Raw genomic sequence first — 14069 nt, forward strand, 5'->3', positions numbered from 1 at the left:
TCGCTTAGACGTACCCTTCCTCGACGAGCAGCTCGCCGTTCAGCAGCGAGGCGCCCGCCGCGCCGCGGATCGTGTTGTGTGCGAGGCAGTTGTACTTCGCGCCGGCGTCGGTCGACTGGACGCCGCCGGCGACGATGCCCATCCCGTCCGCGTACGTGCGGTCGAGGCGGGGCTGCGGGCGCTCCGGCTCGTCCTCGCCGAACACCTTGATGAGCTGGTCCGGGGACCTCGGGAGCGAGCCGACGCCCTCGAACGAGCGCATCGCCTCGCGGAGGTCCGCGGCCGAGGGGTCCTCGGCGAACTCGGCGAAGACGTTCTCCAAGTGACCGTCGAGGGTGGGGATCCGGTTACAGGAGGCGGCGACGTCGGCCTCGTGGAGGTTGACCTCCGCGCCGTCGAACTCGCCGAGGAGCTTCCGCGACTCCGTCTCCATCTTGTTTTCCTCGCCGCCGATGTGCGGGATGGCGTTGTCGAGGATCTCCATCGAGGTGACGCCGGAGTAGCCCGCGCCTGAGACCGCCTGTAGCGTGGAGACGCGGACGCTCTCTAGGCCGAACCGGTCGATCGCCGCGAGGGTGGGCACCATCGTGATCGTCGAGCAGTTCGGGTTCTTCACGAGGGCGCCGTCCCAGCCCCGCTCGTCGCGCTGGACCTCGATCAGGTCGAGGTGGCCGGGGTTGATCTCCGGGATCGTGAGCGGGACGTCCGCCGCCATGCGGTCGTTCGAGGAGTTCGAGGAGACGACGTACCCCTCCTCCAGGAAGGCGGGCTCGACTTCGGCGGCGACTCCAGAGGGGAGCGAGGAGAACAGGAGGTCGACGTCGTCGTCCGCGATCCCCGCGGGCGTCGTCTCCGTCACCGTCATCTCCGCGACGCTCTCCGGGATGGGCGTGTCAACGCGCCACTTGGCGGCCTCGCGGTACGTCTTCCCGGCGCTGTCCGCGCTCGCGGTGACGGCCGCGAGGTCGAACGTCGGGTGATCGTCGAGCAACTGGATGAACCGCTGACCCACGGCGCCGGTGGCGCCGAGGATGCCGACTCGTACAGACATTGCGCGTGGGTCGGTCACAGGGACGTAAGTGCGTTCGGATACGCGCCGATTCCGCCGGTCGCGGGCGGTGACCGCCGTCGTAGCGTCGACCGAGCCGGTCGACGATCCATCGTCGAGAGCGATCACCGATCGACGAACGGTCGCTCACAGCGAATATACAGCTATGTAAATTCGCCTATAAGTTATATTTCCGGTGATACGTCAACTCTCGTGTCGGGGAGGTATTAAATACTCTCGCGTGAGTGGTGGTGGCCATGACCGACTTCGGAGCGCTGTCCGTCGCCCCGCCGTTGCTCGCGATCGTCCTCGCGGTGATCACCCGGAAGGCGGTGCTCTCGCTGTTCCTCGGCATCTGGTCCGGGGCCGTCATCGTCACCGGCGGGCTCGGGATCGTCCAGACGTTCGAGTGGATCGTCGCGGCGGTCTCCGACGAGTTTCAGGCGACGATCCTCGTGTTCACCCTGCTTCTCGGCTCCGGCGTCGCCATGGTGTGGAACCTCGGCGGCACCGCCGCGGTCCGCGACTGGGCGCTCGACCGCCTCGACTCCCAGCGACAGGCCGGGCTCGTCGCCTGGGGGCTCGGGATCGTCCTCTTCTTCGACGACTACGCGAACACCGCGATCGTGGGGTCGGCGATGAAGGACGTCTCCGACCGCCTCCGGATCTCCCGCGAGAAGCTCTCGTACATCGTCGACTCCACCGCCGCGCCGGTGGCGACGCTGGGGATCTCCTCGTGGGTCGCGTTCCAACTCTCGCTCATCGCCGAGGGGTACGACTCCGCCGGGGTCGCGGCCGCGAACCGGCCCGGCACCTTCGAGGTGTTCGTCTCCTCGATCCCGTTCAATATGTACGCCATCCTCGCGATCGTAATGGTCCTCCTGATCGTCGGCTCGGGCCGCGACTACGGCGAGATGCTCACGGCCGAACACCGGTCGTGGACCGCCGGGAAGGTGACCCGAGACGAGGCGGTGCCGATGCAGGACGTCGCCGGCGAGCTCGGCGATCCCCCGGCGTCGACGCCGCGGCTCGCCAACTTCTTCGTGCCCGTCGCTGTGCTGATCGCCGTGACGGTCGGGACCGCGCTGTGGTCCGGCGAGTTCTCACCGGTCGGCTTCGGCGGCGACCTCCTCGCCGGCGAGGGCGGCGCGGCCGGCGGGCGGCTGTGGGACGCCGCGCTCAACGCCTCCTACGAGGTGGCGCTCATGATCGGCTCGTTCGCGATGGTCGCCAGCGGGTTCGTCCTCGGACGGGCCTACGACATCTTCGGGGTCGGCGACGCGACCGAGTACACGATCGACGGGTTCGGGATCATGCTCACCGCGGCCTCCATCCTCGTGCTCGCGTGGGGGATCGGCGAGGCGATCGACGCGCTCGGCACCGGCGCTTACGTCGCGAACGTCGCCGTGGGCTCCGTCTCGGCCTCCCTCCTGCCGGCGCTCGTGTTCGTCGTCGCCGGCCTCATCGCGTTCTCGACCGGCACCTCGTGGGGGACGATGGGGATCGTCACCCCGATCGCGATCCCGATCGCGTGGGAGATCAGCGGCGGCGGCGCGGCGGGCCACACGCTCGTGGCGGCGATGGTCGGCGTCATCTTCTCGGGCGCCATCTTCGGCGACCACAGCTCGCCGATCTCCGACACGACCGTCCTCTCGGCGACGTTCACCGGCGCCGACCTGATCGACCACGTCCGCACGCAGATCTACTACGCGGTCACGGTCGCGGCCGTGGTCGTCCTCCTGCTCGTCGTCTGGGGGGTCACCCGGGTAACGCCGCTCGCCCTGCTCCCGTTCGGCGCGCTCCTGCTCGCCGGCCTCGTCTACCTGCTCTCGGAGTTCGACGCCTCCCGGCGCGGGATCGACCCGGTCTCCGTGTCGGAGCGGCAGGACGACGAGAGCGGCGCCGTGATCGTCGCCGGCACCGAGCAGGACGACTGAGCGCGCGGCGGACCTTTTAAACGCGTCCGCCGGCTACCGTCGGACGCGCGCCCTCAGTCCCCGCCCGAGTACTCCCCGATGGGAGCGATGACAGCGCGGAGAACCCAGGCGCGTCACATCCGGTCGCTGACGCGACCCGCCCGTCGCCGCGCAGGCGACCGCCCGCCACGAGGGTTTCCCGGTCGACGCGGCACGCCGCCGGAGATGAGACCGGTCGTTAGTGTTGCGGGCGACATTCCTCCCCCGGAGAGCGGCCGCGCTCGCCTACTCCGTGTCCCGCAGCACCAGCGGTCCGATGGCGAGCGTCCGCTTCGCGAGGGTGAGGACGCGGACCACGTAGGAGACGAACAGCGAGAACGGGAGCAGCGTGACCGCGAACGCGCCCGCGACGACCAGCGTGAGGTGGTCGACCCCGAGCGTGCGCCCCGGGAACGTCCCGACGTCGACGACCGCGACCATGGCGCCCGCGACGACCAGCGCCGGCACCGCGGCGTAGAGGATCAGCCGCGAGAGGTCGATCAGCGCCCACTGGAAGTACAGCGTCTTCACGTGCTCGCGGGCGGGACCGAACAGCGACAGGGCCTCCGTCAGGTCCCCGAGGAGGTCGCGCTCGTCGTCGGTGAGCGCCTCGCCGTGGTCGGCGGCGACGCGTTCCGCGTGCGCTATCTCGCGGCCGTACGGGAAGTCGAGCGCGGCGAACACCACGTCGAAGGAGCCGAACCGAGTGCCGTCGAGACGGTCGCGCACGGCGTCGGCGCTCTCGCCGACGGACGACGCCAGTTCGTCGACGTCCTCCCGGAGGGCGGGCTCGTCGGGACGGTCGGTCTCGCCCGTCCCACCCGCGTCACGGTCGCGCACCGACTCGCGGAGGGCGTCGGCGCGCTCCGACGCGACGCCGAGGAGCGCGTCGAGGAAGGAGGCCGGATTGGTCGGCGCCGGCGAGCCGAGGAGCTCCGCGACCGTCTCCCGGACCGCGAGCGCGCCGTCCATGCGATCGCGCTGGTCGCCGAGCGGACCGTTCTCCTGCGTGAGTACGAGCTGACCGATCGTGACCACCAGCGTCGCCCCGGTGACGATCGCCGTGATCATCGCCGAGAACAGCGTCTCGATCGGGTCCTTCGCCTCGACCTTCGCGGCGAGAGACGGGGAGATTCCCGCGGCGATTGCGACCGACACGACGAAGACGAGGACCGTCAGCGCCCCGGCGACGACGAGCCGGTTCGCCCGCAACAGGAGCCAGAGCTTCAGCCGGTTCTCCCCGGCCCGTCCGCGCATCGTGCCGGCGGAGTCGTCGGTGGCGTCGGGCCGGTCGGGTCGGTCGGCGGCGGCTTCGTCCGCGTCGCTCTCGGCGGTCATCGGGCCTCGACGCGCACCGACGGGTCGGTGACGCCGTGAGTCGCGTCCGCCTCCCGGTCGCCCATGTCGTGCTCGAACCCCTCCTTGAGCGGCGGTCCGTCGCGCCGCCTGCGGCCCGCGAGACCGCCCGCGACACCGGCCGCGTCGGCCCCGGTTCCCGCTCGGATACGATTCCGGCGTCTCACGGCGACTCACGTCCGTACATGACGGGGGACACGACGCCCGTCCGGCACATAAATACACGGTGCGTTACGCGAACAGTTCGGGCGACTCCGGCGCCGTGAACGGATTTTGGCGCGGCCTATCGAACCGCCACTCCGGGCGACGGCCACGCGGTGCTGACGGTCGCGTCGCGGTGGCTAGGCCGACGGTTCTCCCGCTCCGAGGGCGCCATCTCCGTCCGCTCAGAGCCGGCCCGGTTGGCGCTCGGGCTTCTCCGGACCTTCGAGCGACGCCGCGGGGGGGCGTTGTCCCGCCGCAAGCCACAACCGCGCGCTCGCCGAACGGACCCGTATGTCCGCCCCCGACCTCAGCGTCACTCTCGTCCGCAACGCCACCGTCCTCGCGACCGTGAACGGGAGCACCTTCCTCGTCGACCCGCTGGTCGCGTCTCGGGGCGCGCTGCCGCCCATCGACGACACGCCGAACGACCGCGCGAACCCGCTCGTCCCGATGCCCGACGTCGACCTGTCGCACGAAGCGGTGATCGTCACCCACCGCCACCCGGACCACTTCGACGACGCGGCGACGGAGGCGCTCGATCCGGACGTCCCGGTGTTCTGCCAGCCGAGCGAGGCCGACGCGTTCGTCGACGAGGGGTTCACCGACGTGCGACCCGTCGAGGACGCGGCGTCGTTCGCGGGCGTCGACCTCCACCGGACCCCCGGTCGCCACGGCCACGGGGAACTGGCCGAGAAGATGGGTCCCGTCTCCGGCTTCGTCCTCGACGGCGACGAGACGCTGTACGTCGCCGGCGACACGGTCTGGTACGGGCCCGTCGCGGAGACGCTGGACCGGTTCGAGCCGGACGCCGTCGTGCTCAACGGCGGCGAGGCGCGGTTCAATCAGGGACCGCCGATCACGATGGGCGTCGACGACGTCGCCGCCGTCCGCGAGGCCACCGACGCGGCGGTCGCCGTGGTCCACATGGAGGCGATCAACCACTGTCTGCTCTCGCGCGAGGAGCTCCGGTCGGAGGCGGAGGGCGTGGCGGTCCCCGAAGACGGCGAGCGCGTCGCGTTCTAGCCAGGCGACCTCTCCGCTTCGGTTCTCCGCGAAGCCTCGCGGCTCGGAGTGTCGCTCGCCGCCAGAAGGTCCGGGTTCGAGAATCGAACCCGAGGCGAGACTCGCTCCGCTCGTCTCGCGTGATTCAATTTCGCCATCCGGCCTTGTCACTCCTCCCTGCGGTCGTCGTGAGAAGGTCCGGGTGCGAGAATCGAACCCGCGTCTCAGCCTCCACAAGGCTGAAGGATAGTCCACTACCCTAACCCGGACACGCGTCGATATCTACCCCGCTTTGATAAATAACCGTTACGACTCCCGGACGGGCGTGTGACCCGATGCCGTTCGGCGATCGGTCGCGCTCGGCCCGGGCCGGTGATCGGTCGCGCTCGACCCGGGTCGGTGACCGGCCGCGCTCGGCCTCGGACGACCGTTTCACCGACGGCGACGGCGACCACGCCGTTTTTACTGCCAGCCGGCGTATCTCACGATAACCGTGGCGTTCACCGACAAGATCTACGTGAAGAACCACCGGCAGCTCGCCTCCCAGCTGGAGACGAACGTCCCGAAGGGGGCCTTCGCCGGCGCGACCCTCGACATGCTGTTCACCGGTGACGGGCTCTCGAAGCTCGACTCCACGACCCGCGACCGCATCCTCGACTTCGCCGAGGACTTCCTCGACTGCGACTGTCAGGCGAACCCCTACTGCGGCTGTCCCGAGGAGAAGTTCATGCGATACGTGCTGGAGCTTCGGGCCGAGGGGCTCGGCCCGCAGGCGATCGTGGACGTGATGACTGACGACTACATGGTGTACGCGTACACCGGCGACGTGCTCTCCTTCCTCGACGACGCGGTGCGGAACCTGGAGGCCGTCGAGACCCTCGCCGACGTCGAGGGCAACGAGGAGATGTCCGAGCGGGCGCGGCGAGCGAAACGAGAGCTGTCGGGGTAAGACGAAACGAGGAGCTGCGATTCCGTCGGTTCGAACGTTCACTTATATACCGTTTCCGTCGGTGGGGCGGTGAACGCTCCCGAACCCCCAGCCGCTTACTTATAAACGACTGATCTGGAATCAACGGTGGACACCCCAAAGCCCCAGCCGCGAGGACTCGCGCGACTCGTTGCGCTCCTCGCTCGGTCGCTCTCGCTCCCTCGCTGTGGTGTCGCCGGCGGCTTCGCCGCCGGCTGCCCGTGGCGCGTAGCGCCACGCTGCTTCCGTCGTCGTGCTTCGTCCTTCCGGGAGACTTCGTCTCCCGTCTTCCCGCTCGCGTTGCTCGCGAGAATCGCGACTGCCGCTTTGAATCCCACCCGACCGCCGGAAGACGGTCCTACTCGCTCACTCCGTTCGCTGCGCGTGCTGCGACTTCCGTGCTCCCGCTCGCTTCGCTCGCGGGACCGCAACCGCACCGCCGCCTCACGCCTCCCCAACCTCGTCGGCCGCCCTCCGCGTTGCTTCGGGCGGCCGACTCCCTCGCGCGAGCGAGTCGCGCCCTCCGGGCGCTCCTCGGCACGCGCCACCGCGTTCCTATTTATAAATCGTGGCGCCGGCTTCCGGCCGATTCGTCTTCCCGCCCGCGTGGAGCCTCCGAACGGTCTAAGTGCGCTCGCGCCCGAACTCGATCAATGAGTCTTCGGCCCGCGTGGCTGACGTTCAGACGATACGCGGCGGCGACGACGGGGATGACGCTGACGCTGTTCGCGCTCGGCGTCTACACCGCGGCGACCGGCTCCGGGCTGGCGTGCGAGGCCCAGTGGCCGCTCTGCTCCGACCAGCTCATCCCCGCGCTGACGATCAACCCGGACTTCATCGAGTGGTTCCACCGGGCGTGGGCGATGATCACCGGGTTCCTCATCATCGGGACCGCCGGCTGGACGTGGCTCGGTAGCTTCGACCGGCGGACGCGGCTCGCGGCGACGCTTGCGGTGGTCATCCTCCCGCTGCAGATCACCGTCGGCGCGATCACCGTCACCGTCGGCGGTCTCGTCCCCGGCGGCTACACCGTCTCGACGCACGCGGCCCACCTGATCGTCGCGCTGACGATCTTCACGCTGCTCGGACTGACGACCATCTGGGGCGGCGGCCGGGGGTCGGCGCGGCTCCTCCGGATCGCGGCGACCGTCGGACTCGTTGGAATCGTCGCCAGCGCGGTGTTCTCGCGGGCGGTCCCGTTCGTGACGTACTCGCCGGGCGCGCAGGCCGGCTTCTACGCGACCGGGCTCGCGGGGCATCTCGGACTCGTCGCGACGGTCGCGTTCGCCACCGAGGCGGTCCGGTCGGGCTACGCGGGCGTGAGTCGGTCCACGGCCGCCACGGTCCGACTCCTCGCCGCCGGCGCGATGGCCGCGCTCGTCGCGACGCTCCTCCTCGGGCGCGACCTGGTGTTGTACACCGCGGGCTGGGAGCGGATCAATCTCGCCGCGCTGGGCGTCGCGGTCGCGCTCGCGGCGGGCGCGGCGTGGGTCGCCCGCGGCGCCGACGGCGCGGGCACCGCGACGGAACCGATCGGCGGCGACTGACCGCGGTGGCGACTGACCGGACCGACGTCGGACCCCCCTCCGCGGCCGAGTCCCGCCCGATCGATCGGGCGGGACTCGGCCGACGGCGGACGAGGCGTCCCGCTCGCGGAGGAAAGGTTGAAATCAGTCCCCGTTCTCACACCGGTATGTCACATCGAACGGAGACCGACGTGAGTCGTCGGACGTATCTGAAGCTGACCGGCGGCGCCAGCGCAGTCGGGCTGTCCGGCGTCGCCGGGTGCCTCGGCGACGGCGGAAGCGGCACCACGATCACGCCCGGTACCGCGCCGGGGTTCCCGCCGTTCGAGATGCAGCAGGACGGCGAGCTCGTCGGGTTCGACATCGATCTGCTCGAGGCGGTCGTCGAAGAGACCGAGTACGAGATCGGCGAGTGGGCCACCTTCGAGTTCAGCTCGCTCATCCCGGCGCTCACGCAGAACGAGGAGATCGACGTGATCGCGGCGGCGATGACGATCAACGACGAGCGTCGGGAGACGATCGCCTTCTCCGACCCGTACTGGGAGTCGGACCAGGCGATCCTCGTGCGCGACGGCGGCGACTTCCAGCCGTCGGGCTGGGAGGACTTCGAGGGCGTCAGCGTGGGCGCGCAGTCCGGGACGACCGGTGCCGACCAGGTGCAGTCGAACCTCGTCGAACCGGGGGTCATCGCCGAGGACGACGCCAGTACGTACGGCAGCTACGTCCTCGCCGTCGAGGACCTCGAAAACGGCAACATCGACGCCGTCGTCGTCGACAACCCGGTCGCCGAGACGTTCGCGGCCAACCGCGACGTGACGGTCGCGTTCGTCGAGGAGACCGGCGAGCGGTTCGGGTTCGGCCTCCGTCAGGGCGAGTCGGAGCTCCAGTCGGCGCTGAACGACGGCCTCGCGACCGTACAGGAGGACGGCACGTACGAGGAGATAACCAACACCTGGTTCGGGCAAGAGTAGGATGTCTGCCGCGGGGACGCTCGCGCTCGCCGCGGTCGAGAGCCTCGGCGCCGCGGCCCTAAACTGGCCGTTCGTCGGCGAGGCCGCCGACTGGGAGTTCGTCTTCAGGAACGCGGACTACCTCGGCGTCGGCGCGCTGTTGACGATCGGGCTCACATTCGCCTCGATCCTCCTCGGCTTCCTCGTCGGCTTCCCGGCGGGCGCGGTCGAGGTGTACGGCGACGGCTACCTCGAACGGGCCGTCAACGCCGCGGGGATCGTCCTCCGAGGAACGCCTATCGTCGTGATCCTCATCGTGATGTACTTCGTCGTCGGCGTCCCGCAGATCAACCTCGGGGTCGCCTCGATATCCTCCGCGGTCACCGCCGGGATACTCGGGCTCGGCCTCCGCAGCGCGGCCTACCAGTCGCAGATCTTCCGTGCGGCGCTGTCGAGCGTCGATGCCGGCCAGCTGGAGGCCGGCCGCTCGATCGGGCTCTCGCGGTTCGAGGCCGTCCGGTACGTCGTCGTTCCGCAGGCCCTGCGCCGGTCGATCCCGGGGTTCCAAAACGAGTTCACGATCGTGTTGAAAGACACGAGCATCGTCTTCGCGATCGGGCTCGCGGAGCTGTTGACCCGGGGATACGACCTGTTCTCGGAGCAGACGACCGCGGTGCTCGAAGTCATCCTCTTCATCAGTGCCATCTACTTCGTCCTCACGTTCACGACGAACCGCGCGCTCGATTACCTCGGCACCCGCTACGCGATCCCGGAGGGTGAGTCGGCGTGAGTGACGGCGACTTCCTCGGCGTGACCGACGTCTCGAAGTGGTACGGCGACGAGCAGGTGCTCCACGACGTCTCCTTCGAGATGGACCGCGGCGACGTGACCGTCCTCATCGGCCCGTCCGGCTCCGGCAAGTCGACGATGCTGCGCTGCGTCAACCGGCTCGCCGAGGCGCAGGAGGGGTCGATCCGGCTCGACGGGGAAGAGGTGCTCTCGCCGGACATCGACGTCGACGACCTCCGCAGAGAGGTCGGCATGGTGTTCCAGGGGTTCAACCTGTTCGCGCACTTAACCGCGCGCGGCAACGTCGCGCTCGGTCCCCGCCGGGTGCTCGGGCTCTCTGAGTCCGAATCCCGGGAACGGGCGGCCGCGCAGCTCGACCGCGTCGGGCTCGCCGACCAGATGGACTCCTACCCCGCCGAGCTGTCCGGGGGGCAGCAGCAGCGGGTCGGCATCGCCCGCGCGCTGGCGATGGAGCCGAAGCTGATGCTGTTCGACGAGCCGACGAGCGCGCTGGACCCGGAGCTCATCGGCGAGGTGCTGGAGGTGATGCACGGGCTCGTCGACGAGGGGATGACGATGCTCGTCGTCACCCACGAGATGAGCTTCGCCCGCGAGGTGGCCGACGAGATCGTGTTCCTCGACGAGGGCCACGTCGTCGAGCGCGGGCCGCCCGAACAGCTGTTCGAACGACCCGAGAAGGAGCGGACCGGCCGCTTCCTCGAACGGATCGAGAGTCACGACTGATGGCGAGCGCGACGAGACCCGCGACGGTCCGGGAACGCGTGGCCGCCGCCGACCGCTCGGTCGGTCGGCTCCTCCTCGTCGCCGCCGGCGCGCTGTTCTGGGGTTGGCTCGTCGTCAGCTGGGTCAACCGGTGGCTCGGCGGCGTTCTCGTTCCGGTCGGGCAGCCGCTCGTTCCGGCGGGAGCGGTGGAGGCGACGCTCGCCGCGCTCCCCGGGCTCGCGGCCTACGCGAGCGACGCCGCGTTCGTCGTGGAGCTCTCCCCGGACCTCGCGCGGGGGACGTGGCTCACGGTCGTTATCACCGCCGTGAGCCTCGTCCTCGGGTTCTTCATCGCCGTCCCGCTGGCCGTGGCGCGGGTGTACGGTCGGTTCTCCTCGTGGCTCTCGCTCGGGTACACCGAGCTGCTGCGCGGGACGCCCCTGCTGGCCCAGCTGTTCGTGCTCTACTACGGGCTCAACCTCGCGAGCTACGTTCCCGGCGCGCTCTCGGGCGTCTTCCCGCGGAACGTGGTGTGGGTGGCGATCCTCGGGTTCACGCTCAACGGCGCCGCCTACCAGGCGGAGTACATCCGCGGCGCCTTAGAGAGCGTCGAGGAGGGCCAGATCACCGCCGGCCGCGCGATCGGGCTCTCGAAGCTGGAGACGATCTACTACGTGGTGCTCCCGCAGGGGCTCCGCTACGCGATCCCGTCGTGGACCAACGAGTTCGTCTACCTGATCAAGTACTCGTCGCTGGCGGCGTTCATCACGGTGCCGGAGCTGTACTACCGGGCCGACCAGATCGCCTCCGAGACGTTCCGGTACACGCTCATCTTCGTCGTGACCGGCGTGACGTACCTCGCGCTCGTGCTCACCGCGTCGAAGCTGATGGCTCGCGTCGAGGGAGCGGTCGCCATTCCCGGGCTGGGCGTCGAACGGGAGGAGTGAGGCGCTGACGGCCGCGCGCACGGCCTACCCCTCGAAGTCGGTGACGACCTCGACCCCGTGCACGTCGTACTCGCCGAGCGCGGCGAGCCGGTCCGAGACCGCAGAGAGCGCGATCTCGTCGCTCACGAGCGCGCCGGGGTCGACATCGGTCGCCTCGACGAGCGCGAACAGGTCGTCGTAGCTCGTCGGCGGCATGCCACGAGAACCGACGAACGACACCTCCCAGCGGGTCATCCAGTCGGTCGGGAGCGACACCTCGCCGCGCTCGGCCTCGGTGGTCAGTCCCACCTGGACGTGGGTCCCGCGGGGCCGAACGGAGCGGACCGAGTTGCGGCAGGTCTCGGCGATCCCGAGCGCGTCGACGGAGACGTCGGCGCCGCCGTCAGTGAGGTCCCTGACCCGGTCCGGGACGGAGTCGTCGGCCTCGGCGTCGGGAGCGTCGGCCGCGTTCACGAGGGCGTCGGCGCCGATGTCGCTCGCGAGCGAGAGCGCGTCGTCGTCGACGTCGACGGCGACGACGCGGGCGCCGAGGGCGTCGCCGATCTGGACCGCCGAGAGCCCGACCCCGCCGCAGCCGTGGACCGCGAGGGCGTCGCCGCCGGACAACCCCGCCCGTTCGGCGAGCGCGTGGTAGGCGGTCATGTACCGGCAGCCGAGCGCGGCCGCGGCGGTCGCGTCGAGCCACGGGGGGCGCTCGACGAGGTTATAGTCGGCGGCGGGGACGGCGACCCGCTCCGCGAACGAGCCCGGCGCGTCCGCCTCGAAGCCGAGCGCCCGCCCGTCGGCGCAGACGTTGCCGGCCCCCCGGCGGCAGTACGGGCACGTGGCGTCGCCGAGCGAGAAGGGGACGACGACGCGGTCGCCGGGCTCGAAGCGGTCGACGGACGTTCCGACTGCGACCACCTCGCCCGCGGGTTCGTGGCCGAGCACCTGCCCGCGCGGGACGCGGTCGTCGGCCCACTCGCCGTGGCCCATCCAGGCGTGCCAGTCGCTCCGACAGACGCCGCAGGCCGCCACGCGGACCACCGCCTCGTCGGGTCCGGGTTCGGGGGCGGGTACCTCGCGGACCGCCAGCGGTTCGCCGTACTCGCGAAGGATCGCCGCGCGCATAGCCGTCGAGAGGAGACGGAGCGTGGTAAACCCTCCCGGCCTCGGATAGCCCCGAACCGGGGGCGGCGCCTCGGGTCGGCTCGGATAGCTCCGGATACCCCCGATTTACACCGTCAGACACGCATTTTCTACTTGATATAAAAGTCCGATCTGCTTGCTGCGGATGTCAATAAATCGGGGTAAAATGCTATTTTCGCCACGTTACGCCTTGATTTCATACGAACCGAGATTGATACCGACAGTCAGACAACTGATAGTTAAGTAAGGTTTAATATCCTATACGATAGCGATCGAAACGTGTCACTACCGATGGAGCGCCGACCGGGCGTCGCCTATCGACGCCCCAACGGCGATCCGGACCGATTCGTCGTCGAAGCCGGCGGCGAGTCGCGGCTGGACGTCGACGCCCTCCCACGGACCGACTGGTTGGAGGCGACGGCCGAGGCGGACCGTCAGCGCCTCCGGTCGGCGCTCGACGGCGGGGACGTCGACGTCACATACCGCCTCGCGACCGGCGACGGCCCCCTGTGGGTCCGGGAGTGCGGACGCCGCGACGGGGACGGCGACGTCGTCGGCTACCTCCTCCCCGCCGGCGAGGGAGACGAGCGTCGCCGCCGGCTGGAGCGACAGCGCGAGCGCCTGGAGGAGTTCGCCAGCGTCGTCTCCCACGACCTCCGGAACCCGCTCTCGGTCGCCGTCGGGAACGTCGAACTGGCGAAGGAGTTCGAGGGCGAGGCGGCCGACGAGCGACTCGACCGAGCCCACGACGCGCTGGACTGGATGGACGACCTCATCTCCGACCTCCTGGCGCTCGCCCGCGAGGGACACACCGTCGAGGAGACCGCGACGGTCGACCTCCGGGCGGTCGTGGACGCCGCGTGGCGGACGGTCGGAGCCGGCCCCGAGGCCGCGCTCGTCGTCGAGGACCCGCTTCCGACGGTCGAGTGCGACCGGAGCCGACTCCGACAGGCGTTGGAGAACCTCTTCCGCAACGCGATCGAACACGGGGCGTCCGACGACTGCTCGCCCGGCGAGGTGTCCGGCGAGGGCGACGCGGACGTCGGCGACGCGACGAGCGGGAGCGTCGAACCGGCGGACGGGTCGCTCCGGGTCCTCGTCGGGGTTCTCTCGGACGGGTTCTACGTCGCGGACGACGGCCCCGGAATCGACCCCTCGGAGCGCGAGTCCGTCTTCGAGCCCGGCCACACGACGGCTGACGACGGCACCGGGTTCGGGCTCGCGATCGTCGAACGGATCGCGGAGGCCCACGGCTGGTCGGTGTCCGTGACCGAGGGCCGAGCGGGCGGGGCGCGGTTCGAGTTCGCGGGCGTCGAGAGCGTCGACGAGGTCGACTCGACGGAGTCGGACCGGGAGAGCGTCGCCACCGAACCGGGCGGCTCGCCGCCGACGTAGCGCCGCGAGCGGCGACGGCGTGCTCAGAAGAAGTCGCTCAGCCCGGCCTGTCCGTCGTCCTCTTCGTCTCCGTCGCCGC

General features: G+C 70.1%; 13 protein-coding genes and 1 tRNA gene. 9 read left to right on the forward strand and 5 right to left on the reverse strand.

Annotation, left to right across the window (positions count from 1 at the left end):
- Positions 1-4: 4 nt before the first annotated feature.
- The gene (gene asd / locus DJ75_RS01310) at positions 5-1051 is read right to left on the reverse strand and encodes an aspartate-semialdehyde dehydrogenase (RefSeq protein WP_094522074.1); all 1047 of its coding nucleotides are present in this window, start codon (positions 1049-1051) and stop codon (positions 5-7) included.
- A 254-nt stretch (positions 1052-1305) separates the two neighbouring features.
- Here asd and DJ75_RS01315 point away from each other — a divergent pair, with 254 nt between their 5' ends.
- A complete protein-coding gene (locus DJ75_RS01315; protein ID WP_094522075.1) occupies positions 1306-2985 on the forward strand; it encodes a Na+/H+ antiporter NhaC family protein in 1680 nt (559 codons plus the stop codon).
- Between the two features lie 264 nt (positions 2986-3249).
- On the opposite strand, the gene DJ75_RS01320 is transcribed toward DJ75_RS01315, so the two are convergent.
- Together DJ75_RS01320 and DJ75_RS01325 are read right to left on the reverse strand one after the other, a co-directional pair.
- The gene (locus tag DJ75_RS01320; protein WP_094522076.1) at positions 3250-4341 is read right to left on the reverse strand and encodes a hypothetical protein; all 1092 of its coding nucleotides are present in this window, start codon (positions 4339-4341) and stop codon (positions 3250-3252) included.
- Entirely contained in the window at positions 4338-4526 is a 189-nt protein-coding gene (locus DJ75_RS01325; RefSeq protein WP_094522077.1) for a hypothetical protein, read from the reverse strand. The genes DJ75_RS01320 and DJ75_RS01325 overlap by 4 nt, the downstream gene beginning before the upstream one ends.
- Positions 4527-4854: 328 nt before the next feature.
- Between DJ75_RS01325 and DJ75_RS01330 the strand changes: the two genes are divergently transcribed.
- On the forward strand, positions 4855-5586 hold the full coding sequence (locus DJ75_RS01330) for an MBL fold metallo-hydrolase (RefSeq protein ID WP_094522078.1): 732 nt from the start codon (positions 4855-4857) through the stop codon (positions 5584-5586).
- A 175-nt stretch (positions 5587-5761) separates the two neighbouring features.
- Here the strand turns inward: DJ75_RS01330 and DJ75_RS01335 are convergent.
- A tRNA-His gene (locus DJ75_RS01335) sits at positions 5762-5834 on the reverse strand.
- 224 nt (positions 5835-6058) lie between these two features.
- On the opposite strand from DJ75_RS01335, the gene DJ75_RS01340 reads away from it, so the two are divergent.
- From DJ75_RS01340 to DJ75_RS01365, 6 genes are all read left to right on the forward strand, one after another.
- The gene (locus DJ75_RS01340) at positions 6059-6514 is read left to right on the forward strand and encodes a DUF5814 domain-containing protein (RefSeq protein ID WP_094522079.1); all 456 of its coding nucleotides are present in this window, start codon (positions 6059-6061) and stop codon (positions 6512-6514) included.
- A gap of 728 nt (positions 6515-7242) precedes the next feature.
- On the forward strand, positions 7243-8079 hold the full coding sequence (locus DJ75_RS01345) for a COX15/CtaA family protein (protein WP_094522087.1): 837 nt from the start codon (positions 7243-7245) through the stop codon (positions 8077-8079).
- A gap of 146 nt (positions 8080-8225) precedes the next feature.
- Positions 8226-9029 (forward strand): basic amino acid ABC transporter substrate-binding protein, encoded by an 804-nt coding sequence (locus DJ75_RS01350; protein ID WP_094522080.1) that lies wholly within the window; start codon positions 8226-8228, stop codon positions 9027-9029.
- 1 nt (position 9030) lies between these two features.
- Positions 9031-9798: an amino acid ABC transporter permease gene (locus DJ75_RS01355; RefSeq protein WP_094522081.1), complete on the forward strand. Its 768-nt coding sequence runs from the start codon at positions 9031-9033 to the stop codon at positions 9796-9798.
- The gene (locus DJ75_RS01360) at positions 9795-10541 is read left to right on the forward strand and encodes an amino acid ABC transporter ATP-binding protein (protein ID WP_094522082.1); all 747 of its coding nucleotides are present in this window, start codon (positions 9795-9797) and stop codon (positions 10539-10541) included. The genes DJ75_RS01355 and DJ75_RS01360 overlap by 4 nt, the downstream gene beginning before the upstream one ends.
- Complete coding sequence (locus tag DJ75_RS01365; RefSeq protein ID WP_094522083.1) at positions 10541-11467, forward strand: amino acid ABC transporter permease; 927 nt, start codon at positions 10541-10543, stop codon at positions 11465-11467. The genes DJ75_RS01360 and DJ75_RS01365 overlap by 1 nt, the downstream gene beginning before the upstream one ends.
- 24 nt (positions 11468-11491) lie before the next feature.
- On the opposite strand, the gene DJ75_RS01370 is transcribed toward DJ75_RS01365, so the two are convergent.
- On the reverse strand, positions 11492-12577 hold the full coding sequence (locus tag DJ75_RS01370; protein ID WP_094522084.1) for an alcohol dehydrogenase catalytic domain-containing protein: 1086 nt from the start codon (positions 12575-12577) through the stop codon (positions 11492-11494).
- A gap of 309 nt (positions 12578-12886) precedes the next feature.
- Here DJ75_RS01370 and DJ75_RS01375 point away from each other — a divergent pair, with 309 nt between their 5' ends.
- Positions 12887-13990: a HAMP domain-containing sensor histidine kinase gene (locus DJ75_RS01375; RefSeq protein WP_094522085.1), complete on the forward strand. Its 1104-nt coding sequence runs from the start codon at positions 12887-12889 to the stop codon at positions 13988-13990.
- Positions 13991-14069 lie beyond the last annotated feature (79 nt).

The sequence above is a fragment of the Halorubrum sp. Eb13 genome (genome assembly GCF_002252895.1).
GTDB lineage: Archaea > Halobacteriota > Halobacteria > Halobacteriales > Haloferacaceae > Halorubrum.